This window comes from Agrobacterium sp. B1(2019), from assembly GCF_008274755.1.
Classification (GTDB): Bacteria; Pseudomonadota; Alphaproteobacteria; order Rhizobiales; family Rhizobiaceae; genus Agrobacterium; species Agrobacterium salinitolerans.
In genome coordinates this window covers 175,008-198,530 of record NZ_VTPB01000003.1, presented here as the reverse complement: position 1 = coordinate 198,530, position 23,523 = coordinate 175,008, and the positions used below count along the sequence as shown (strand labels likewise).

18 protein-coding genes are annotated in these 23,523 nt (G+C 59.5%); 10 read left to right on the top strand and 8 right to left on the bottom strand.

The features are described from left to right. Positions 1-14 precede the first annotated feature (14 nt). On the top strand, positions 15-1,529 hold the full coding sequence (gene betC, locus AGR1_RS21205) for a choline-sulfatase (protein ID WP_149148148.1): 1,515 nt from the start codon (positions 15-17) through the stop codon (positions 1,527-1,529). A 15-nt stretch (positions 1,530-1,544) separates the two neighbouring features. Here betC and AGR1_RS21200 read toward each other — a convergent pair whose 3' ends face one another. From AGR1_RS21200 to AGR1_RS21175, 6 genes are read right to left on the bottom strand one after another with little or no spacing between them, the layout of a single operon-like run. Beyond that, positions 1,545-2,438, bottom strand: a complete 894-nt coding sequence (locus tag AGR1_RS21200) for a sugar kinase (RefSeq protein ID WP_149148147.1) — start codon at positions 2,436-2,438, stop codon at positions 1,545-1,547. Next, complete coding sequence (ugpC, locus tag AGR1_RS21195) at positions 2,435-3,475, bottom strand: sn-glycerol-3-phosphate ABC transporter ATP-binding protein UgpC (protein ID WP_149148146.1); 1,041 nt, start codon at positions 3,473-3,475, stop codon at positions 2,435-2,437. The genes AGR1_RS21200 and ugpC overlap by 4 nt, the downstream gene beginning before the upstream one ends. Continuing rightward, a complete protein-coding gene (gene argH / locus AGR1_RS21190; RefSeq protein WP_149148145.1) occupies positions 3,475-4,989 on the bottom strand; it encodes an argininosuccinate lyase in 1,515 nt (504 codons plus the stop codon). The genes ugpC and argH overlap by 1 nt, the downstream gene beginning before the upstream one ends. 4 nt (positions 4,990-4,993) lie before the next feature. Next, positions 4,994-5,836, bottom strand: a complete 843-nt coding sequence (locus tag AGR1_RS21185) for a carbohydrate ABC transporter permease (protein WP_080793593.1) — start codon at positions 5,834-5,836, stop codon at positions 4,994-4,996. Further along, positions 5,833-6,774, bottom strand: a complete 942-nt coding sequence (locus AGR1_RS21180; protein WP_080793591.1) for a sugar ABC transporter permease — start codon at positions 6,772-6,774, stop codon at positions 5,833-5,835. The genes AGR1_RS21185 and AGR1_RS21180 overlap by 4 nt, the downstream gene beginning before the upstream one ends. 17 nt (positions 6,775-6,791) lie before the next feature. Then, entirely contained in the window at positions 6,792-8,045 is a 1,254-nt protein-coding gene (locus tag AGR1_RS21175; protein ID WP_149148144.1) for an extracellular solute-binding protein, read from the bottom strand. Positions 8,046-8,299: 254 nt separating this feature from the next. On the opposite strand from AGR1_RS21175, the gene AGR1_RS21170 reads away from it, so the two are divergent. From AGR1_RS21170 to AGR1_RS21160, 3 genes are read left to right on the top strand one after another with little or no spacing between them, the layout of a single operon-like run. Next, entirely contained in the window at positions 8,300-9,526 is a 1,227-nt protein-coding gene (locus tag AGR1_RS21170; protein WP_137411169.1) for an ROK family transcriptional regulator, read from the top strand. A 19-nt stretch (positions 9,527-9,545) separates the two neighbouring features. Further along, on the top strand, positions 9,546-11,948 hold the full coding sequence (locus AGR1_RS21165) for a PIG-L family deacetylase (protein ID WP_149148143.1): 2,403 nt from the start codon (positions 9,546-9,548) through the stop codon (positions 11,946-11,948). Further along, positions 11,945-12,856 (top strand): DMT family transporter, encoded by a 912-nt coding sequence (locus AGR1_RS21160; RefSeq protein ID WP_149148142.1) that lies wholly within the window; start codon positions 11,945-11,947, stop codon positions 12,854-12,856. Before AGR1_RS21165 ends, AGR1_RS21160 begins: the two co-directional genes overlap by 4 nt. A 15-nt stretch (positions 12,857-12,871) precedes the next feature. Here AGR1_RS21160 and AGR1_RS21155 read toward each other — a convergent pair whose 3' ends face one another. Together AGR1_RS21155 and AGR1_RS21150 are read right to left on the bottom strand one after the other, a co-directional pair. Further along, positions 12,872-13,333 (bottom strand): hypothetical protein, encoded by a 462-nt coding sequence (locus tag AGR1_RS21155; RefSeq protein ID WP_187772254.1) that lies wholly within the window; start codon positions 13,331-13,333, stop codon positions 12,872-12,874. A gap of 77 nt (positions 13,334-13,410) precedes the next feature. Continuing rightward, positions 13,411-14,298, bottom strand: coding sequence for an AraC family transcriptional regulator (locus AGR1_RS21150; protein WP_077983929.1), 888 nt, complete (start codon positions 14,296-14,298; stop codon positions 13,411-13,413). Between the two features lie 197 nt (positions 14,299-14,495). Between AGR1_RS21150 and AGR1_RS21145 the strand changes: the two genes are divergently transcribed. The 6 genes from AGR1_RS21145 (at position 14,496) to AGR1_RS21120 (ending at position 23,522) form a co-directional block, all read left to right on the top strand. Beyond that, the gene (locus AGR1_RS21145) at positions 14,496-15,962 is read left to right on the top strand and encodes an alpha-glucosidase/alpha-galactosidase (RefSeq protein ID WP_149148140.1); all 1,467 of its coding nucleotides are present in this window, start codon (positions 14,496-14,498) and stop codon (positions 15,960-15,962) included. 105 nt (positions 15,963-16,067) lie between these two features. After that, entirely contained in the window at positions 16,068-18,155 is a 2,088-nt protein-coding gene (locus AGR1_RS21140; RefSeq protein ID WP_149148139.1) for an ABC transporter substrate-binding protein, read from the top strand. A 145-nt stretch (positions 18,156-18,300) separates the two neighbouring features. Further along, the gene (locus AGR1_RS21135; RefSeq protein ID WP_077983927.1) at positions 18,301-19,308 is read left to right on the top strand and encodes an ABC transporter permease; all 1,008 of its coding nucleotides are present in this window, start codon (positions 18,301-18,303) and stop codon (positions 19,306-19,308) included. Position 19,309: 1 nt separating this feature from the next. Beyond that, positions 19,310-20,446: an ABC transporter permease gene (locus AGR1_RS21130; RefSeq protein WP_149148138.1), complete on the top strand. Its 1,137-nt coding sequence runs from the start codon at positions 19,310-19,312 to the stop codon at positions 20,444-20,446. A 12-nt stretch (positions 20,447-20,458) separates the two neighbouring features. Then, the gene (locus tag AGR1_RS21125; RefSeq protein ID WP_149148137.1) at positions 20,459-22,126 is read left to right on the top strand and encodes an ABC transporter ATP-binding protein; all 1,668 of its coding nucleotides are present in this window, start codon (positions 20,459-20,461) and stop codon (positions 22,124-22,126) included. A gap of 22 nt (positions 22,127-22,148) precedes the next feature. Continuing rightward, a complete protein-coding gene (locus AGR1_RS21120) occupies positions 22,149-23,522 on the top strand; it encodes an alpha-glucosidase/alpha-galactosidase (protein ID WP_149148136.1) in 1,374 nt (457 codons plus the stop codon). The last annotated feature ends 1 nt before the right edge of the window (position 23,523 follow it).

Below are 23,523 nucleotides of genomic sequence, written 5' to 3'. Positions count from 1 at the left end.
ATCGGAAAGTGGAAATGCCGCGTCCCAATATTCTGATCCTGATGGCCGACCAATTCAACGGGACGTTTTTTCCCGATGGCCCGGCCGATTTTCTCTACGCACCACATCTCAAAACATTGGCGAAGCGCTCTGTGCGCTTCGCCAATACCTATACGGCAAGTCCGCTCTGCGCGCCGGCGCGCGCCTCCTTCATGTCCGGGCAGTTGCCAAGCCGGACACGGGTCTATGACAATGCCGCCGAATTCGCTTCCGATATTCCGACCTATGCGCATCACCTGCGGGCGGCGGGTTACTACACCGGTCTTTCGGGAAAGATGCATTTCGTCGGCCCGGACCAGCTGCATGGCTTCGAGGAGCGCCTGACGACTGATATCTATCCGGCTGATTTCGGCTGGACGCCTGATTATACCAAGCCGGGCGAGCGGATCGACTGGTGGTATCACAATCTCGGTTCGGTGACCGGCGCTGGTGTCGCGGAAATCACTAACCAGATGGAATATGATGACGAGGTGGCCTACAACGCCACCCGCAAGCTTTACGACCTGTCGCGCCGCCTCGATGAGCGGCCGTGGTGCCTGACTGTCAGCTTCACCCATCCGCACGATCCCTATGTGGCGCGGCGCAAGTTCTGGGATCTATACGAGGACTGCCCGGCGCTCGATCCGCAGTCGCAGGCGATTGCCTTCGAGGAGCAGGACCCGCATTCGAAGCGGCTGCTGGAAGCCTGCGATCATGGGGCATTCGAGATCACAGGCGAGCAGATACGCCGGGCACGGCGCGGTTATTTCGCCAATATCTCCTATATCGACGAAAAGATCGGCGAAATCCTCGACGTGTTGAAAGCGACACGGATGGAGGACGACACCATCATTCTCTTCCTGTCGGACCATGGCGATATGCTGGGCGAGCGTGGCCTGTGGTTCAAGATGTGTTTCTTCGAAGGCTCCGCTCGTGTACCGCTGATGGTGGCCGCACCCGGCTGGCAGCCGGCTTTGATCGACACGCCGGTCTCGACACTCGATGTCACGCCGACGCTGTGCGGGCTGGCGGGTCTCGATATCACTTCGCTCAAACGCTGGACGGATGGCGAGGATCTGGCGGCGCTTGCCAAGGGAACCGGCGGGCGTGGCCCGGTGCCGATGGAATATGCCGCCGAAGGCTCGATAGCACCGCTCGTTGCCCTTCGCGATGGGCGCTACAAGCTGTCGGTTTGCGAAGCCGATCCGCCGCTGCTTTACGATCTTGAGGCTGATCCGGAAGAGCGCACGAACCTTGCCGGCGATCCGGCTTTGCGCGATGTGCTTTCATCGCTTTCCGCCGAGATTGGTCGGCGCTGGCAATTGCCGGTCTTCGACGCTGCCGTTCGCGAAAGTCAGGCGCGGCGCTGGGTGGTCTACAAGGCGTTGCGCAACGGGGCTTATTATCCATGGGATTACCAGCCCCTGCAGAAAGCCTCGGAACGCTACATGCGCAACCACATGGACCTCAACGTGCTGGAGGAAAACCAGCGTTTTCCGCGGGGAGAGTGAAACAGGCGGGATGCCTCAAGCGGCGGCCGTCTCCCTTGGTGCGCCGCCTGCCGCCTGCACGGCAAGGCTGCCCGCAGCGACCCCGGCTTTGAGGCATCGCTGTTCGTCCTGTCCCTCAAGCCACGCATCGAGAAAACCGGCATTAAAGGCGTCGCCTGCGCCGGTCGTATCGATAACCGGGACTTTCTGGGCCGCTACATGCCGCAGCCCCCTCTGAGAGGAAACCCACGCCCCCTGCGCGCCACCTTTCAAAGCCACGACGGGAAACGCCTCTGATAAAGCGCGGATCGCGATTTCCGGGTCAGAATGACCAGTGATTGCTTCGGCCTCTTCGAGATTCGGCAAAAAAACGTCGACGCCGGCACAGGCCTGGAGCAGGCCCTTGTCATAGATCAGCGAAGCATCCCAGCTTGGGTCGAGCGAAACGGACAATCCGCTTGCCTTGGCGCGGGAGACCAGGTCGGGCATCTCATGCAGAGTGGCGAATTCGGCGATGTGCAGATGCCGGGCGGTTTCCCACGCAAAGGCGGCATCCAGCGTCGAAGGCCGGGCGGCACCGGCGCGACGCGTCAAAAAAGCCCGGTCCTGACCAACCACTGTCGCCACCGTGACTTGCGGTCCGGCATCTGCTGAATGTTCCAAAAACTGCAGGTCGACGCCGCTTCGCGCCATTTTCTCACCGATATCTCGCGAAAACGTGTCGGTGCCGAGCCTTGCCAGCAGCGCAACGGGTCGGCCGATATGGGCGAAATGCGCGGCGGCAATGAAAGCTCCGCCGCCGGCGGCAATTTCCATGTCGCGGGCAAACAGTTCCCGGCCGAGCACCGGCAATTCGTCAAGCCCGGTGAAAATGAGGTCGCAATAGATCCGGCCGACGCTGATGACGGCAGTTTTTTCCGTTGTCATCATGCGCGGCCCAGAAGCTTTTCCGTCTTGGCGTCGAAAAGATAAAGCGAACCTCGCTCCGCCTGGCATTGCAGCCGGCTGCCGACGGCCGGAATGGTTTTGCTTCGCGCAGTGGCGATCACCGAACTGGTGTCGGTGTCCAGATGAACAAGCGTCTCCGGCCCGAGCGGCTCGACCGCCGTTACCGTTCCCTCAAGCGTGAACGTCGCCTGAGCAGCACCGTTCTCGCCGACCAGCAGATCATGCGGCCTGACGCCGATCAGAAGGTCTCCCGTGGCCGAGGGCGCAACGCTGTCGCCGGCGCTGGTTCCGCGCAGGAGGTTCATCGAGGGGCTGCCTATGAAGCGTGCGGTAAAGATGTCGACGGGTGTTTCGTAAAGTTCCGTCGGCGTGCCGACCTGCAATATGTGGCCGTCCTTCATCACCACGATACGATCCGCCATGGTCATGGCTTCCACCTGATCATGGGTGACGTAGACGGTTGTCGTCTTAAGACGTTGGTGCAAGCGTTTGATTTCAATGCGCATCTGCGATCTCAACTGCGCGTCTAGATTGGAGAGCGGCTCATCGAAAAGAAAGGCAGCAGGATCGCGCACCATGGCGCGGCCGATGGCGACGCGCTGCCGCTGGCCGCCCGACAAAGCGGCGGGACGGCGGTCGAGCAGGGCCTCAAGCCCCAGCACCCGGCCGGCCTCTTCGATGCGCCGGTTCTTTTCCGCCCTGTCGAGCTTTGATGTATAAAGTCCGAAACCGATATTCTGGCGAACCGTCATATGCGGGTAGATCGCATAGTTCTGAAAGACCATGGCGATGTTGCGCTGCTTCGGTTCTTTCTCGTTGACGACGTTTCCGGCGATTTTCAGCGTGCCGTCGGAAATTTCCTCCAGACCCGCGATCATTCTAAGGGTGGTGGATTTTCCGCAGCCGGAGGGGCCGACAAAAACGACGAACTCGCCGTCTTCAATGGCAAGGTCTATGCCCTTGACTGCTTCGACCTTGCCGTAGCGCTTCACGAGTTGATTGAGTTCGATTGTCGCCATTATCGCGCTCCCGTCAGGGCGGTGAATTTCTCTGCCAGTTCGGCGGCTTTCGCCGCTTCGTGATCGGCGAAACGCCGTGCTTCCGCCGCAAAAGCGCCGAGCCTGTCGCGGTATGCCGCAATCGCTTCCCGCATGGGTTCAGGCGCCGGGCCGCCGAAGCGGCTGCGCACGGCGACAAAGTGTTCCGGCGAGACGATCTGCTTGAATTTTTCCTCGTCGATGCCGGTATCGCGTCCTGCCAGTTCCCGAAACGCCTTGAGGAACGGTTGGTAACCCTCATTCGGCAGATCGCCCTTCAGCGCGACGACGCTCTTGGCAACAGTCGCGGCAATTTCATGCGCCTGACGGAATGACAGGTCTTCGATGCGGACAAGTGAATCCGCCAGTTCGGTGATGGTGATGCAGGAGCGGCGAATATTCTGGTCGACCCTTTCAGGATCGATGCTGATCTGGCCAACGAGGCTGGCGAGAAGATCGAGTACCCGGCTGGCAGAAGTGAAGGCTTCATAACCCATACCCTGCGTCTCGCCCTCGCTGTCATTCATGTCGGTGAAGGGCGTGTTGTGCATTACATCCAGCACCGTGCGTGCCCGGCCGAATGTCTGGCTGGCGAGGTGGCGCAGATGTTCGATCGGCACCGGGTTGCGTTTCTGCGGCATGATCGAGGAAATCTGCACCAGCGAATTCGGTACATAGATCTGGCCGACCTCAAAACTCGTCCAGAACTGGAAATCCTGAATAAGCCGGCCGAGATGCAGGAACATCAGTTCGATCGCGCCATAGGTCGCTGTTGTATAATCCACGGCGGCGATGCAGGAATAGGAATTGCGTAAGGGTGCGGCAAACCCCAGCAATTCGGCAACCCGCGCCCGGTCGATGGGAAAACCTGACGTGGTGATGGCGGCGGCGCCCATCGGCGACAGATCGACGATGCGTCGCGCTTCGGCAAAACGCTCGATATCCCGGATCAGCACTTCGATGGCGGCGGAAAGGTAGTGGCCGAAGGTGGTGGGCTGGGCCGGCTGACCATGCGTATAGGCTACGATCAGGGTGGATTGATTGCGCTCGGCGGCATCGATCAGCGCTTTTAAGAGAACGCGCGCCTTGGCGGTGAGCGTGTCGATCTTGTCCTTGAGGCCGATCTTGAACAGCGTGTGATCGATATCGTTGCGTGAACGCGCCGTGTGAAGGCGGCCGGCTACATCGACGCCGATGCGGGCTTTCAGCTCCTTCTCGATCAGGAAGAAGAAATCCTCGACTTCGCCGGTATAGACCAGCTCCGATGGCTCGATGGTCCTGTCGATATCCTCAAGCGCGCCGGCGATCTTCGCCGCTGTTTCGGCATCGAGAATGCCGGTTTCGCGCAGCATGACCAGATGGGCGCGGTCGATACGGCGGAAGCCGTCGACATGGTGGTTCTTGGCACCGTCGAACAGCGGGCGCAGCACGGTTTCCTTGTAGACAGGGTCGGGAAACTTGCTGGTGTCGGACAGGCGCGGGTTCATATCGGCCATGATATTATCCTTTCAGACCCGCCAGCATCACACCGCGAACGATGTAGCGTTGCAGGACGATGAAGACGATGAGGGTGGGGATGGTCGCAATGGCGGCGCCCGTCATGATCATTTCCCACTGGATTTGCTGTTCCACGGCAAAGCTCGAAAGACCGACCGGCAGCGTGTAAAGCTCCTTGCTTGTCGTGACGATCAGTGGCCAGAAGAAGGCTGTCCAGTTGCCGAGGAAGGTGAAGATCGCGAGTGCGGAGAGCGCCGGTGTGACGAGCGGCAGGGCGACTTTCCACCAGATCTGGAATTCGTTGAGCCCGTCGACGCGCGCGGCCTCGATGAAGTCGTTCGGAACCGTCTCGAAGAACTGCTTCATCAGGAAGGTGCCGAAGGCCGTCATCATGCCCGGGAACATGATGCCCCAGTAGCTGTCGAGCCAGCCGAGCTGACTGGACATCAGATACCAGGGAATGACGAGCATTTCGGTCGGTATCATCAGCGTCGAGAGGATTGCGAGGAAGATAAAATAACGACCGCGGAACTCGAATTTCGCCAGCGTGTAGCCGACAAGACTGTCAAAGAAGCAGTTGGACACGGTAACGATGACCGCAACCAGCATGGAGTTGAAGAACCAGCGCAGGAAACGGCCATCGGCCATGACGGTGATGTAGTTTGCAAGCGTGGGTGCTGCCGGAATGAGACGTAGATCGTAAACCTGATCCGCCGTCTTGAACGAGGTCGAAAACATGAAGAGCAGCGGCGAGATCATGATCAGGCCGCCGATGAACAGCAGCGTCCAGGTGACGATGCGGCCGGGGCGGATGCGGGCGTGGGAGAGTGGCGGCGCTTCGCTCATTTCTTTTCCCTCAGGACCCAGAGCTGGACCAGCGATACGACAAGAAGAATGGTGAACAGGACGACCGTCTGTGCTGCGGCATAACCCATGGCATAGGAATTGAACGCAGTCTGGTAGATCATCAGCACCAGCGGCTTGGTTGAACCGAGCGGGCCGCCCGGATCATTGGTGGTCATGTTGTAGACCTGGTCGAAGATGCGAAGGAAGCCGATGGAGGAAAACACCACGAGGAAAACCGTGGTTGGTTTCAGAAGCGGCAGCGTGATCTTGCGCAGGATCGCCCATTCACCCAGCCCGTCGATGCGGGCGGCTTCGTAGAATGTCGTGGGAATCGCACGCAGGCCGGCCATGAAGATGATGATCTGGAAGCCGAGCCCCGCCCAGATGGCTGTCACCATGACCGAATAGAGCGCCTGATCGGTGGAGCGGATGAAGGGCTGCTGGGGAATGCCGATCATGCCGAACACGTCGTTGATGATGCCGATGGGCGGCGGCTGATAGAACCAGCGCCAGACCCAGGCCATGGCCGCTGCAGTCGTCAAATAGGGCAGGAAATACAGCGCGCGAATGAAACCATGCAGAATGCGCACCCGGTCGAGATAAAAGGCGATGACGAAAGCAAGGACGAGACTGATCGGCGTGCCGACGATGAGATAGGTGAAGGTGTTTTTGAACACCTTCCAGAATTGCGGATCCTTGAACAGCTTGACGTAATTGGCGGCGCCGATGAACTTTGCTGGCCTGAGCAAGTCCCAGTTGGTGAAGGACAGATAGAAGGCCTGCAGTGTCGGGTAAAACCGGATGACGCTGTAAAACAGGATCGGGATCGCCAAAAAGCTCCAGATCCACAAAAGCCGTTTGGTGCGCATGGAAAGGCGATCTCCGAAGGAGCCGCCGGGGCGGCCGGATGCCGCCCCTTGTTGATCTATCGCTGTCATTGTTGGACCTGCGGTTTTCAGGGTTTCGCCGCGTCGATGATTTCCTGCTCGGCCTCGGCGGCCTGCTTGACGGAGTCTTCAACCGACTGGCCCTCGAGCAGGACACGGTTTGTCATGTCGATGGCGTTTTGCCGCTGGGCTGCCTCATCCATGAACAGCGTCGTATGCGCATATTCCAGACCCTTCAGGAACGGCGCGTAGATCGGGTCCTTCAGGTTTTCTTCGGTCAGCGCTGCCGAGCGCCGCGCCGGCAACTCGCCCACCGTCTTCAGCCAAATCGCCATGGCTTCCGGGGAAGAGATATAGGCAAGGAACTTCTTGGAGGCCTCAAGCTCTTCACCCGTGGTCTTGGCGCTGATGCCGTTGGCGAAGTAGCTTGCATAGTTGGAGCGGATATTCTTGTCATTGGTGGGAAGTTCGGTCACGCCCCACTCGAAATCCTTGATGGTGCGGAACGAGCCGAGCCGGAAGGTGCCGTCGATGGTCATGCCCGCCTTGCCGGCGCGGAAGGCGGCCTGGCCCTCATCCATGAAGCCCACCTGGCCGATCTTCTTTTCAAGCTGCAGGCTGGTATAGAATTTCAGGGCCTGAATGCCCGGCTCGCTATTATAGGCGACCTTCTGGTCGTTGTCGGTATAGGGCTCGCCGCCATATTGGCGGATGAGGACTTCACGCCACCACTGATGGTCCTGTCCACCCATGTCGAGCGTGGAACCGGCAACGGTGAGGTTTCCGGCGGCATCGTGCTTGGCGATCTTTTCCGCGGCGGCGACGAATTCATCGAGCGTCTTCGGTGGATTGGAGGGATCGAGACCGGCTTCGGTGAAGAGCTTCTTGTTGTAGAACAGCGCCAGCGAACGAACCGCTGTCGGCAGGCCATAATAGTCGTCGCCGCGTTTCATGGCGCTGACGATCGGGAAAAATTCGCTTTCGATCTTGTCATGCGGGAAGGTATCGGCCGGCAGTGGCTGCAAAATGCCCCCGGCTGCGAACTTGTCGAGCCAGCCGTAAAACAGCTGCATCACGTCCGGGCCATTGCCGGACATGTTGGCGGCGATCACGCGCGTTTGGTAATCGGCGTAAGGAAAGGTCACCTGCTTGACGGTGATATCAGGATTGGCCTTCTGGAATTCCGCGATCAGCTCGTCCATGGCTTTCACACGGGTGTCGAAGACATATTGCCAATATTCGATTTCCACCGCCTGCGCGGCGTTGAATGCAAATGTGCTGAAACCGGCGACCAAGCCGGCGAACAGAGTTGCCCTGCGCATGTAAGCCTCCTTTTCCTCCGTCCGGTCTTCCGGATGCGGAGCGATCGTTCCCTTTATTCGCGCTTTCGCGCGCGCTCATCGATTCGCCGGCCGCGGAGTTTCCTCTTCCGCCCCATGCAAACCTGACCCCCGGTCGCCCTCTACGGTTCTCTGAAGGCGTCCGTTTGTCAATAAGATAATTTACTTGAATTATTATATTGCGCTTATCCTCAATTCGACGCTATGAATTTTCCAACAGACGGGAAGTTGAAGAGATGACGGTGCACACGGTGGACGCTTATCCCGTAGCAATCGGAAAAAATCCCGAGCGAAGCCGGGAGCACAACAGGCGAGTCGTTCTCGACCTCGTCCGGCGGCATGGCTCACTCGGTCGCGCCCAGATTGCCAAGATTACCCATCTTACTCCGCAGGCGGTTGCCAATATCGTCGACGAGCTGGTTGGCGAGGAATTGCTCAAGGAACTCGGCCGTCGTCGCACCGGCAGGGGCCAGCCGCCGATCCAGTTCGCGGTCAATCCGGATGGCGGAGCGACCATCGGCGTGGAAATTGCCGCCGACCATATGGTCACGGTCGGCCTCGATCTTGCCGGCGTGTTGCGTACCCATCGTGTTACACCCCTCAAGGACACGACGCCGGACGCCATATTCAAGACTTTTGCCGCCGAGCACGCTGCCGTTGCGAAAAATCTCGGCTGCAGGCTGCTTGGCACCGGGGTTGTCATGCCCGGTCCTTTCGAGATTGATGGCATGACGTCCGTCGGGCCGACGACGCTTTCCGGCTGGGGCGGCATCGATGCCCGGCAGATGCTGGGGGAAGCCTGCGGTCAGCCGGTCGTGGTGGAAAACGATGCGACGGCCGCCGCTGTCGGCGAACGGCTGTTCGGTGCGGGCCTGGCCATCCCAAATTTCTGCATGATCTATTTCGGCGTCGGTATCGGCCTCGGTATCATTCAGGATGGTTCACCCTATCGCGGCGCATTCGGAAATGCCGGCGAAATCGGCCACGTGACCGTCTCGCCAAAGGGAAGGCCTTGCCCCTCCTGCGGGCAGAGAGGGTGTCTCGAAGCCTATGCCTCCGTTTACGTGCTGAAGGAAAAACTTGTCTGCGCCGGTGTCGCGGATACGGAGCTTGACGATCTGGAAGCCCTGTTCAAAGCGGGCAATCCGGTGGTGATGGAATGGATCGAGGATGCCGCCGCCCATCTGGCGCCCATGGTTGCGATGCTCGAGAATATTCTCGATCCGCAGACTGTCATTCTCGGCGGTGCGCTGCCTGAGATCGTCATCAGTGAAGTCATTGCGCGGATGGGCACTTTGCCAACCTCGGTCGCAAGCCGGCGACAGCGGGAACTGCCGCGTGTCATGCACGGCAAATCCGGACAGTTGACGGCGGCACTCGGTGCGGCCGCCTTGCCGCTGTTCGACATCGTCACACCAAAACTCGAGACATCCACGGGAGCTGCAACGCAGGCACCCGGTTGAAATTTGGAGGAGACCGCCCATGCTTAACCCTCGGGAGCGCATCGAACGGCACATGGCCGATCCGTGGCTTGTCCGCCTGCACCGCAAGCTGAGCGCGTTGAAATCCACCGTGACCGTCATGCACACCGGCGCGCATCCCGACGACGAGCAGAACGGACTTCTGGCCTATTTTCGCATGAAACTCGGTATGCGGATCATCATCGCCTGCTCGACACGCGGCGAGGGCGGGCAGAATGCGCTGGGGCCGGAAAGGCTGGGCGCGCTTGGCGTCATCCGGTCGCGGGAGCTGGAGGAGGCCGCCCGCGTCATCGATGCGGATATCAGCTGGCTCGGCCATGGCCCAGCGGATATCATTCACGACTTCGGTTTTTCCAAGGATGGCGACCAGACATTTAACCGCTGGGGGCAACAACGCATCGTCGAGCGGCTGGTGCGCGCCTACCGCAAGGAACGTCCGGATATCGTCATCCCGACCTTTCTCGATGTGCCGGGACAGCATGGGCACCATCGCGCCATGACGCGGGCGGCAAAGAGCGCCATCGCGCTGGCGGCCGATCCTGCCGCCTATCCCGAGCATATTGCTGAGGGGCTTAAACCTTGGCAGGTGGCCAAATATTACCTCCCCGCATGGTCTGGCGGTGGCGACACCTATGATGACGAAGTGCCGCCGCCGGAGACGACGCTGATAGTCAATGCTCCGGGCAAGGAGGCGGCCACCGGTGCGCAATATGACCGCATCGGCGAATGGTCGCGTTATTATCATGCCTCGCAGGGAATGGGTCATTGGCCGAAATGGGCGCAGGAGGTCTGGCCGCTGCATCTGGAGCTCTCGGATGCCGTCGGCGGCGAGGAAAGCTCGATCCTCGACAGGCTTCCGTCTTCACTCACCGACCTTGCGACTTTTCCGGGGCTGGATGCGGAATTGTCAAAGGCGCTGGTCAAGGCCGAACAGGCAATAAGCCAAGCAATCGCGGCCTTTCCCGACAGGCGGAATATCACGGCGTCGCTTCTTGCTGCGGCGGCTCTTTTGCAGACGGTAGATGAAGCCGCAGCTGCGGATTTCAAGGAGCTGCACGGGCATCGGATCGCACGCAAGCGGGAGCAGGTCGACGCCGCTATCCTGACGGCGCTCGATGTTTTCGAGCGGGCCTATGCCGAGCCGGGGGAGATCGTTCCGGGTGGAACATCGGTTCTTTCCGTGGAGCTTTCAGACAAGGCGGGCGAATTTGACGTCGAGGTCACGCCGGTTTTTCCAGCGGGTGTCTCGTCGTCCGTTCAGTCGCGTGGCAGGACGCTGGTCTTTTCGCTTGCCGCCGATCGGGATGCCGTTGTTTCCGGGCTTTATCAGCCCGACTGGAAAGCCCTGGGTGGCAATGGCCATGCCTTTGTGCGGCTTTCCGCAACGATTGAAGGCAGAAAGGTCTCGGTCGCCTTCGATCTGGAGGAGCCGTTTTTCGTAACGCCCGCGCAGTCGCTGACGATTGCGCCCGATGCCCTTTTGGTTCCGCTTGGAAAGGGGCAGGATGCCCATGTCTTTCAGGCGCATGTGAAGGGCGCCGATGCGCCTCTGTCGTTCAGGACTACGGGCGGCTGGAACCTGCGCAGAAACGGCGGCGACTGGATTGCGGAACGCACTGGCGCTGCGACGGCAGGCCTTGCCAGAATAGAAGCGCTTGTCGGTTCGCAACCCGCTTTCCAGATCACGCCCATCGCCTATCCGCATATCGGCAGGGCAAGGTTTCTGGCGCCGTCCGTTTTGAATATCCTGTCGCTGGACCTCAAACTGCCCGAGGGCGCACACGTCGGTTATGTCGGCGGCGGCGCCGACAGGGTGGGTCTTTGGCTTTCGCGCATGGGTCTTAATGTTTCCGAACTCGATGCTCAGGCGCTTGGCGGCGACCTGTCATCTTTTACGACGATCGTTATCGGCATCTTCGCCTTCGGAATCCGCAACGACCTGGCCGCTGCAACGGAAAAGCTTCATCGTTTCGTTGAAGGCGGCGGCCATCTTGTCACGCTCTATCACCGGCCGACCGATGGATGGGATCCGGAGACGACGCCTGTGAGACGGCTTGAGATCGGCAGGCCTTCCTTGCGCTGGCGTGTAACCGACCCGCAGGCGGAGGTAACGGTGCTGGCGCCCGAACATCCGCTACTTGCCGGCCCCAACAGGATCAATGCCGCCGACTGGGCGGGGTGGGACAAGGAACGCGGGCTTTATTTCGCAGCGCGCTGGGATGATGTCTACGAGCCATTACTCGCCATGCATGATGTCGATGAGCAGCCGCTCAAGGGCGCGCTGGTCTCCGGTATCATAGGCAAGGGCCGTCACACCCATACCAGCCTTGTTTTGCATCACCAGATGGACAAGCTTGTGCCCGGGGCCTTCCGCCTTATGGCCAATCTTGTGCAGCCGGCGTGAATGGCGACGGCCAAAGCGAAGAACAGGAAACCCTGCGCGAAACGGATACGCGCGCGGGCATAGGCTGGCTGTTGCTGGATATGACCCTTGTTGCGGGCGGAATGACCGCGCTCGTCAAGGCGCAGGGCGTCACCTATCCCGCCTTCCAGCTTGTCTTTATCAGGGCGATGATCGGTCTGATGTTCATCCTGCCACTCATCTGGCGGCACAGGCGCGAAATGGCGCGCGTCAAATATCCCTGGCGCAACATCTTCCGCATCTGCTGCAACGCCATCGCACTCACCAGCAATTTCATCGCCATCACCCTTTTGCCGCTTGCGACCGTCAATGCCATCGGTTTCTCGCGGCCATTGGTGACGATGGCAATGGCTGTTGCCTTTCTCGGTGAAAGCGTGAGCCGTTTTCGCTGGACCGGTGCCTGTCTTGCATTTGTCGGCGTTCTGGTTGTCATCGGGCCGGGAGGCGCGGAGTTTGGCGCGAGTGTGGTTGTCGTTCTGGTCTCGGTGGTGTTCGGCGCGCTGGCAGTGATCCAGACCCGGGCGCTGCGGCAGGAGAATACCACGGTCATGATGGTGTTCTATACGGTGGGCCTCGCCGTCATCACCGCCGTTCCGGCGATCTGGACATGGAAACCGGTTGCGTCATTCGACTGGGTTCCGCTGCTCGGCATCGGATTGCTGGCGCAGATGGGGCAATATTGCTTCCTGCGGGCCTATCGCGTTGCCGATGCCAGCATCCTTGCGCCTGTCAGCTATCTGTCGATCCTGTTCGTGACAGCAGTCGGATATTTCCTGTTTGACGAAGTGCCGGAGGCCCGTGTGGTGTTTGGCATCGTTATTATTCTCGTTTCGCTTCAGGCGACCGCCCTTGCGGAATATCTGCTGAAAAAGCTGCGTCGCAAACAGTGACGGGTCGATCTGCCTCTATTGCGCCAGAAGCCGGAGCCTGATCCAGTTCAGTGCCGCGAGTTTGAGGCGATCGTAAAACGACCGTGCGAAACGCACATAGCGCATGATCCATGCAAGCCAGGGATAGGTAAGGAGCTTTTCCCGGCCGGCGTGATAGATGCGCTCGACGATCAGGAATGTTGCGAGATGGGCGAGGATCGTGAGAACCAACCCCATCTTGACGGCGCCATTGGCAATGAGAAGAAGACCGATGATCTTCATGGGTTCGGCGATGGCGAAGGGCACGGCTAGGCAAAGGAGAATGGCAAGGCGCGGCAGTCGCGCGATCCGGCTTTCCAGTCGTCTGATGAATGTCAGCCCGGATATGGCCCTGATGACGGGCCGGTAGAGCGGGCGAACAATACCGTCGAGGATCAGGGCGAAAACGATGATCGCCCGAAGCGGAAAAACGAGGATCGTCCGGATTATGCTCTTCACCTCGGCGGGTCTCCAAAAAGGGGCGTAACGCCCATCCTTAATCGCCTGAAACATGTCAAAACGAAGTCGCGTTGCGTTCAGCCCTGCCGCACGCTCGCATACATGCCGGTGGTGCGGAATTCGCTGGGGTTGGTGCCGTAGAGCCTGCGAAAGACCTTGGAGAAATAGTTCGGATCCTCGAACCCGCACAGCACCGACACTTCCTTGATGGGAAGGTCGGCAGCCGAGGTCAGAAGCTTGGCCGCACGCCTGAGCCGTCGCTGCAGCACGAATTCCGCCGGCGACAGGCCTTCGCTTGCCGCGAAGATGCGGGAAAAATGTGCGCGGCTGAGGCCTGCCACCGCCGCAAGGTCGCTGACCGAAAGCCGTTCGCCGAGATGGATGTCGATGTAGCTCAGCACCTGCTGCATGGTGCGATATTCGCCCCCGAAAGATGGATGAGAACCGAAGACATCGTCATAGAGCGTCATCGCCGCCTCATAGGCAACGGCGGAGGCAGCGCCTGGCGTTTCCGCGCCATTGACGAGGCGGGAACAGCATTCGGCGAGATGATCCACGGTTTCGGGCTGGAGCTTGAGGATCGGGCCGGTAACGGAAAGGATATTGCGGTGAATGCGCAATGCTTCCTCGCCATTCATGGAAATCCAGAAGAATTCCCATTGCTTGCCCTCTTCAAGCCAGTAGCGGTGATTGTGAGGAATGAGCAGCAGCAGGGTTTCGCCCGGCCTAACGACGTAATGACGGTTCTCGTAACGCAGGTTACCCTGTCCGCCGATACAATATTGCAGCACGGTGAACGGCGTCTGGCCGCGCTTGCGCCCGTCCCAGTCGTAATTGCCGCTGCGGCGGATTTCATAACCGCTGCTGGTCGGCATGGTGTGCAGCGTCTGGCGGCCGCGCGGCAGCGAAACTGTTCGCATACAGGGGCCCTGGTCGATCAAATCTTGCAGCACAAAATTACCCATGAAAGCATAATCCTTCTCTGGCTCTCACCGATATTATACGCATAATCCCGATCCGAGGAGACAGCCAGCAGGATATTGTTGCTGAAAAATTGGGATGAAGGCCGGTTTTCCGGGATTCTTAACGGTATTTTTCTGCAATGCCATTTTACGATCCTTCGGCCCGTTTCACCCGTTCGATTTGCAACAGAGGTGGCGTTATGAGTTTCAAAATCGCTATTATTGGCGCAGGCAGCGTCGGTTTCACGAAAAAACTGTTCACCGATCTCCTGTGTGTGCCGGAGTTTCGCGATATTGAAGTCGCGCTCACGGATATCAGCCAGCACAATCTGGATATGATCAGGGCGATCCTCGACAAGATCGTTGAGGCTAATGGTTTCCCCGTCAAGGTGACGGCCGATACTGACCGTCGCCGGGCGCTGGAGGGCGCGAAATATATCATCAGCTGCGTGCGGGTCGGCGGTCTGGAAGCCTATGCGGACGATATCCGCATTCCGCTGAAATACGGCGTCGACCAGTGTGTGGGCGATACGATCTGTGCTGGCGGCATTCTCTATGGTCAGCGCAACATTCCGGTCATTCTGGATTTCTGCAAGGATATCCGCGAAGTCGCCGCACCGGGTGCGAAATTCCTGAACTATGCCAACCCCATGGCGATGAACACATGGGCGGCCATCGAATATGGCAAGGTGGATACGGTCGGTCTCTGCCACGGCGTGCAGCACGGCGCGGAACAGATCGCCGAAATCCTCGGCGCGAAATCGCCTGGAGAACTCGACTACATCTGCTCGGGCATCAACCACCAGACATGGTTCATCGATCTGAAGCTCAACGGTCGCAAGATCGGCAAGGAAGAACTGATCGCGGCCTTTGAGGCGCATCCGGTCTTCTCGCAGCAGGAGAAGTTGCGCATCGACGTGCTGAAGCGTTTCGGCGTCTATTCGACCGAGAGCAACGGCCATCTGTCCGAATATCTGCCGTGGTATCGTAAGCGGCCAGAGGAAATCGCCCGATGGATCGATATGTCCGACTGGATTCATGGCGAAACCGGCGGGTATCTGCGCCACTCCACCGAAACACGCAACTGGTTCGAAACGGAATTCCCGCAGTTTCTGGCGTCCGCCGCCAAGCCGATCGATCCGGCAAAGCGCTCCAACGAACATGCAAGCCATATTCTTGAAGCGCTGGAGACGGGTCGTGTCTATCGCGGCCATTTCAACGTCAAGAACAATGGCGTCATCAGCAATCTGCCGGCGGACGCCATCATCGAATCCCCCGGTTTCGTCGACCGTTTCGGCATCAATATGGTCTCGGGCATCACCTTGCCGGAAGCCTGTGCGGCCACCTGCATGGCCTCCATCAACGTCCAGCGCATGTCGGTGCATGCGGCGGTGAGCGGCGATATCGATATTTTGAAGCTTGCCGTGCTGCATGATCCGCTGGTCGGCGCCGTCGCCACGCCGGAGGAGGTCTGGCAGATGGTGGATGAGATGGTTGTCGCGCAGGCGCGCTGGCTGCCGCAATATGCCGATGCCGTTCCGGCAGCAAAGGAGCGGCTTGCGAAATCAACCGTCAAGACGCGTGACTGGGCGGGGGCCGCCCGCCGCAATGTGCGTTCCATCGAAGAGTTGCGGGCCGAAAAATCGGCACTCAAGAAGGCTGTCTGAGGAAAAAGCATGGAAACAGGCCGGTGGCGAAAGGGAGTTCGCCGTCCGGTCTTAACGATCACAGAGGGTGGGCGCTCGAAGAGCTGCCATTTGGGAGGAAAAACGATGTTACTTCAACGCAGGATCGGTATCATCTCGGCACTGGGTCTCGGTGTTTCGATGATCGCACTCAATGCGAATGCCTTCGAGACCACCACGCCGCCCGAGCCGCCGCAATTTCCGGCCGAAGGCAAGATCAATTATGTGGCGCGTGACTCGATCCTCGAATTCAAGGCGCTTCCCAGTTATAGCGAACCTGACTGGATCACCGAGAAATTCGAGAAGACCGGCAAGTTGCCGCCCTTGAAGGAGCGCCTGCCGGAAGAACCGCTGGTCTACAAGACCGGCAATATGCCCGACGGCATGGGTGTTTACGGCGACACGATGCGCCATGTGGTGGGCGGCAGGCCCGAGGGCTGGAACTATATCGCCGGCCAGAGCCAGGGCTGGGGCGGCATCGATATCGCCCTTTCAGAATGCCTGACGCGCACCGCGCCGCTTTTCCAGGTGGATGCCAAGGATACCGAACCGCTGCCCAATCTGGCCAAAAGCTGGGAATGGTCGGAAGATGGCCACAAGCTGACGATGCATCTCGTCAAGGGTGCCAAGTGGTCCGACGGCGAGCCCTTCAACGCCGATGACGTGATGTTCTACTGGGAAGACGCCGTCATCGATCCCAATGTCTCACCGCTTGGCGGCGGCGCATCGCCTGAGGCTTTCGGCGAGGGAACGACGCTAAAGAAGGTCGATGACTACACCGTCGAATGGACGTTCAAGGCGGCGTTTCCCAAACAATATCTCTACACCATGGCCTATCCGAGCTTCTGCCCCGGGCCGTCGCATATCCTGAAGCCCCAGCATCCGAAATATTCCAAGAACACCTATAACCAGTTCAAGAACGCGTTCCCGCCGGAATATATGAACATGCCGGTGATGGGCGCGTGGGTGCCGGTGTCATACCGCCCGGACGATCTCATCGTTCTGCGTCGCAACCCCTATTACTGGAAGGTCGATGAGAAGGGCCAGCAGCTACCCTATCTCAACGAAGTTCACTACAAGCTCTCCACATGGGCAGACCGTGATGTGCAGGCCGTGGCGGGATCTGGCGATTTCTCAAACCTAGAACAGCCGGAAAATTTCGTCGCTTCGCTGAAACGCGCCGCCGAGCCCAATGCGCCGGCTCGCCTTGCCTTCGGGCCGCGCCTCATCGGCTATAATCTGCAGATGAACTTCTCCGCCAATGGCTGGGGCAATCCGGACGAGCGCGGGCAGGCCATTCGCGAGCTGAACCGCAACGAGGTGTTCCGGCAGGCCGTCACATCGGCCATCGACCGCAAGGCCGTCGGCGACTCGCTGGTGAAGGGTCCGTTCACGGCGATCTATCCGGGGGGCATTTCGTCTGGCACCAGTTTCTATGACCGCGCCTCCACGGTCTATTACCCCTTCGACCTTGAGGGCGCCAAGGCCGCACTCGCCTCGATCGGCCTGAAGGACACGGATGGCGATGGTTTCCTGAATTTCCCGAAGGAAACGCTGGGCGGTCGCAACGTCGAAATTACCCTTCTCGTCAACAACGGTTACGCGACGGACAAGAGCCTCGCGGAAGGTCTTGTTGGCCAGATGGCGAAACTCGGCCTGCGCGTCGTTATCAACAGTCTCGATTCCAACCAGCGCGACGCCGCCCACTATGGCGGACAGTTCGACTGGCTGGTGCGGCGCAACTCCACCGAGCTTTCATCCGTGGTGCAAAATACCGAGCAGCTTGCCCCTGTCGGCCCGCGCACCAGCTGGAACCATCGCTCGCCCGAAGGCAAGGAACTCGATCTGATGCCGTTCGAGAAGGAGATGGCCGACATCGTTCGCAAATTCATCTCGTCGCAAGACAATGCCGAGCGGGCGGAACTGATGAAGCAATATCAGAAGGTCTATACGCAGAACCTCTATACGATTGGCCTTACCGAATATCCCGGCGCACTGATCGTCAACAAGCGCTTCTCGAATGTGCCGCAGGGCACGCCGATCTTCATGTTCAACTGGGCCGAAGATTCCATCATCCGCGAACGCCTGTGGGTCGCAGCCGACAAGCAGGGCAAATACGAACTTTTCCCGCAGCAGCTTCCCGGCAAGCCGGGCGAGGGCGGGCCGATCAACTAAAGCATTTCCCGAAAAAGCGGACACTGCTTTTTCGTCTGAAAATGCCAAGACCCTGAAGAACTCCTCCCGGAGCACACCCGGTACCGGTCGCGCGTGAAGCGCGGCCGGCAACACACGGCCCATCCAAACCGAGGAAGACCGTTCGATGCTGAGATTTCTAACGATACGCGTTGCATCCGCCATTCCGGTGCTGCTGATCCTGAGCGTGGTGACATTCGCCATCATCCAGGCGCCGCCCGGCGATTATGCCGACTACATCCGCTCGCAGCTGATGAACCAGGGTGGGGCATCCTTCGAGCAGGCGGAAGCGCAGGCGCAGGCCTATCGTATTGAACACGGTCTCGATAAGCCGCTTGTCATTCAGTATTTCAACTGGATCGGGGGCATCGTCACCCGCGGCGATTTCGGCTACAGCTTCTATTACAACAAGCCGGTTGCCGATGTGGTTGGCGAACGCCTGCCGCGCACCATTGCGCTGGCGCTGGTCTGCCACATCTTTGCGTCCATTCTCGGCATCGCCTTCGGCATCTGGGCGGCCACACGGCAATATTCCTGGGTCGACAACCTTCTTTCCACCATCGCCTTCCTCGGCATGACGATCCCGCGTTTCCTGATGGCGCTGATCCTTGTTTATCTCATGGTGTTTCATTTCGACGTGTCTGAGATCGGCAGTTTCTTTTCGCCGCAATATGGCGGGGCACCCTGGTCGTGGGCAAAATTCGTCGATCTCGTCAGCCATGTCTGGCCGGTGGTCGCCATCGCCGTCTTCGGCGGCCTTGCCTACAATATGCGGGTCATGCGCGGCAATCTGCTCGATACGCTGAATGCGCAATATGTCGAGACAGCCCGCGCCAAGGGGCTTTCAGAAGGCGCCGTCATCATGCGCCATGCGGTGCCGAATGCCGTGCACCCGCTCGTCATGTATCAGGGCGTGGTGCTGCCCTATATGTTGAGCGGTGAAATCGAGACCGCGATCATCTTCGCGCTGCCGACCGTCGGCCCGGCCATTGTCGGCTCCATGGCGGTGGGCGATGTTTATGTCACCGCCACCTTCATGATGGTGCTGGCTGCAACGCTGATCGTCGGCAACATCATCGCCGACATGCTGCTCGCCATGCTCGACCCGCGCGTCCGCGAATTCGGGAGGGCCTGAGATGATGGCGTTTGACGACGTGAAAACCGAAACTGCCACCGCGGCGAAACCCGACCGCTCCACCCATGGCAACGAGACCTATCTCGCACTGGTCTGGCGGCGTCTCCGGCGCTCGTTTACCGGCATAGTCGGGCTGGTGCTGGTAGCGCTGTTGATCCTGATTGCCGTCTTTGCGGATTTCTTCGCGCCGATGAACCCGCTTGAAACCAATGCCAGCTTCTCGCCGCCGCAGGTGGTCAGTTTCTTCGACAAAGACGGGAATTTAAGCCTTGCACCGCGCGTCTATGCCATCGCCGAGACGGAAGAACTCGATCCCGTCACCTTCCAGCCCATCGTCGGGCCGGATTACGACAATCCCGTCTATCTCGGCTTCTTCGTCAAAGGTGCGGAATACAGGCTGTTAGGTTTTATCCCAATGAGCCGGCATTTCTTCGGCTCGACCGATGGCCAGCCTGTCCATTTTCTCGGCACCGACAAGTTCGGACGCGACGTGCTGTCGCGCGCCATTTACGGCTCGCGTATCTCGCTTGCCATCGCCTTAAGCGTCGTCGCCATCGTCACCGTCATCGGTACCAGTGTCGGTCTGATATCAGGATATTTCGGCGGGCCGCTGGATGCCTGGGTGCAGCGTTTTGTGGAGGTGGTGCTGGCCTTTCCCCAATTGCCGCTTTATCTCGCGCTGACCTCGCTCATTCCGGTCACCGCACCGACGACCGTGTTCCTTGTCTTTGTGGTCGGCGTCATGTCGGCGCTTGGCTGGGCGCAAATGTCGCGCGAGGTGCGCGGCAAGACGCTGGCGCTCGCGCGTATCGATTATGTGCGCGCGGCGATTGCCGTTGGCGCGACCGACCGGCGCATCATCTTCCAGCACATCCTGCCGAATGTGATGAGCCATGTGATCGTTGCCGTGACCTTGCATATTCCAAGCGTCGTTCTGCTCGAATCCTTCCTGGGGTTCCTTGGCTTTGCGGTCAAACCACCGCTCATCTCCTGGGGCCTGATGCTGCAGGATACGGCGACCTATTCCGTCATCGGCTCCTATCCGTGGATCCTTGCCCCGGTCGGCTTCGTGCTGGTCACCGTCTTTGCTTTCAACGCGCTCGGCGACGGCCTGCGCGATGCCGTCGATCCCTATTGAGAGGAGCGTGAAATGGAAGCTGCCAAGAACAAGGCCTACGCCCCCGCCATCCGCTTCGATGCCGTTGACCGTCACGACGACGCCATCATCGACGCCCGCAACATTGCCGTGACCTTCAAGGTGGAGCACGGCACGGTGGAGGCGGTGAAGGACATCTCCTTTCAGCTTTACCGGGGCGAGACGATTGCCATCGTCGGCGAGTCCGGTTCGGGAAAATCCGTCACGGCCCGCACGATCATGGGGCTTCTGACGAAGCGGGCTTCGGTTTCGAAATCCGCGACCGTGCGGTTCAACGGTGACGACATATTGAAATTCTCCAGCAGCAAACGCCGGGCGCTGCGCGGAAACCGCATCTCGATGATCTTTCAGGAGCCGATGAGTTCATTGAACCCGATCTATACGATCGGCAGTCAGATCGTCGAGGCGATCCGCGTCCATTCGAAGCTCAGCCGCAAGGAAGCCGAGGCGAGGGCGCTCGATCTGCTGCGGCAGGTGCAGATACCGGAGCCGGAAGCGCGGCTGAAACAATATCCGCACCAGCTTTCCGGCGGCCAGCGGCAGCGTGTGATGATCGCCATGGCGCTTTCCAACGATCCGGATGTGCTGATTGCCGATGAGCCGACCACCGCGCTCGATGTGACTGTGCAGGCGCAAATCCTCAACCTCATCCGCGATCTTCAGAAGAAGCGCGGTATGGCCGTGGTTCTCATCACCCATGACCTGACGATCGTGAAGCAGTTTTCCGATTACGTCTATGTCATGCAGCACGGCGAGATGCGCGAACACAACACAACGGAAAAGCTCTTCGAAGCGCCGCAGCACCCCTATACGAAAAATCTGCTTGCCTCCGAACCGCATGGCACGGCAAAGCCGCTGCCGGTAAATTCCGGCGTGCTGCTGACGGCAAGCGGCGTGCGCGTCTCTTTCATGATGCGTTACGGCGGGCTGTTCAAACCGGAACTGAAGGAACTGATCGCCGTCGATGGTCTGGGGCTCACCCTCAGGCGGCACGAGACATTGGGCCTCGTCGGTGAATCCGGTTCCGGCAAGACGACCTTCGGACAATCCCTGCTTCGGCTTAACGAGCCGGCGGGCGGCGAAGTGGTCTTTGACGGCGAAAGGGTCGATGGCCGCTCCCGCGCCGAAATGCGGCCTTTGCGTTCGCGCATGCAGATCGTCTTTCAGGACCCATTCGCCTCGCTCAATCCGCGCATGACAATCGGTCAGATCATCGAGGAAGGTCTTGTCGTAATTGGCCTTGGCCGGACGAAAGCCGAAAGGTTGGACCGGGTGCGCGACGCCCTTGAGGCGGCAGGCATGCCCGGCAACATCCTCTCCCGTTTCCCGCATGAGTTCTCCGGCGGCCAGCGCCAGCGCATCGCCATTGCCCGTGCGGTGGCGCTGGAGCCGGAATTCATCCTGCTCGATGAGCCGACCTCGGCGCTCGATCTTTCCGTTCAGGCACAGATTATCGACCTTCTGCGCAAGCTGCAGGATGAGCGGGGCTTAAGCTACCTGTTCATTTCGCACGACCTGAAAGTGGTCCGCGCGCTCTGCCACCGCGTCATCGTCATGCAGCGCGGGCAGATCGTTGAGCAAGGCCCTGTCGAGGATGTGCTGAGCAACCCTAAAACCGAGTATACTCAGCGGCTTGTACGGGCCGCCTTCGAAATCGCTTGAATTCCCAATGCCGGAGGTAGACATGGCAAGAGATCCCAAGATCACATTCATCGGTGCAGGCTCCACGGTGTTCATGAAGAACATCATCGGCGACGTGCTCCAGCGTCCGGCCCTTTCGGGCGCCACCATCGCGCTGATGGATATCAATCGTGAAAGGCTGGAAGAAAGCGCCGTCGTCGTCAACAAGCTGATTTCGACGCTGGGGGCAAAGGCGAAAGCCGAGACCTACACCGACCAGAAAAAGGCGCTTGCCGGTGCCGATTTTGTCGTCGTCGCCTTCCAGATCGGCGGGTACGAGCCCTGCACGGTCACCGATTTCGAGGTGCCACGCAAATACGGCCTGCGCCAGACCATCGCCGATACGCTCGGCGTCGGCGGCATCATGCGCGGCCTGCGCACCGTGCCGCATCTGTGGAAAATCTGCGAGGACATGCTGGCCGTCTGCCCCAACGCCATCATGCTGCAATATGTGAACCCCATGGCGATCAACACCTGGGCGATTGCGGAGAAATATCCGACGATCCGGCAGGTCGGCCTTTGTCATTCCGTGCAAGGCACGGCCATGGAACTCGCCCACGATCTCGATATCCCTTACGAGGAAATTCGCTACCGTTCGGCCGGCATCAACCACATGGCGTTTTTCCTCGAATTTGAACACCGCCAGCCCGATGGCAGCTACAAGAACCTCTATCCGGACCTCGTGCGCGGCTACCGCGAAGGCCGTGCGCCAAAACCCGGCTGGAACCCGCGTTGCCCCAACAAGGTGCGTTACGAGATGCTGACGCGGCTTGGTTATTTCGTCACAGAAAGTTCCGAGCATTTCGCCGAATATACGCCCTATTTCATCAAGGAGGGGCGAGAGGATTTGATCGAAAAATTCGGCATCCCGCTTGATGAATATCCCAAGCGCTGCATCGAGCAGATCGAGCGCTGGAAAGGGCAGGCGGCGGCCTATCGTTCGGCCGAGAAGATCGAGGTCAAGCCATCCAAGGAATATGCCTCCTCCATCATCAACTCGGTCTGGACCGGCGAACCTTCGGTTATCTACGGCAACCAGCGCAATAATGGCTGCATCACCTCGCTGCCATCGGATTGCGCGGCGGAAGTGCCCTGCCTGGTCGATCATAACGGCGTGCAGCCCACCTTCATCGGCGAATTGCCGCCGCAGCTCACCGCGCTGATGCGCACCAACATCAATGTGCAGGAACTGACGGTGCGGGCGCTGATGAGCGAAAACCGCGAACATATCTTCCATGCGGCGATGATGGACCCGCACACGGCGGCGGAACTGGATCTCGACCAGATATGGTCGCTGGTGGACGATCTGCTGTTGGCCCATCGCGACTGGCTGCCGGAATGGACGCAGGTGGAGGTGAAGCGGGCCCGCGCGGTGTAAG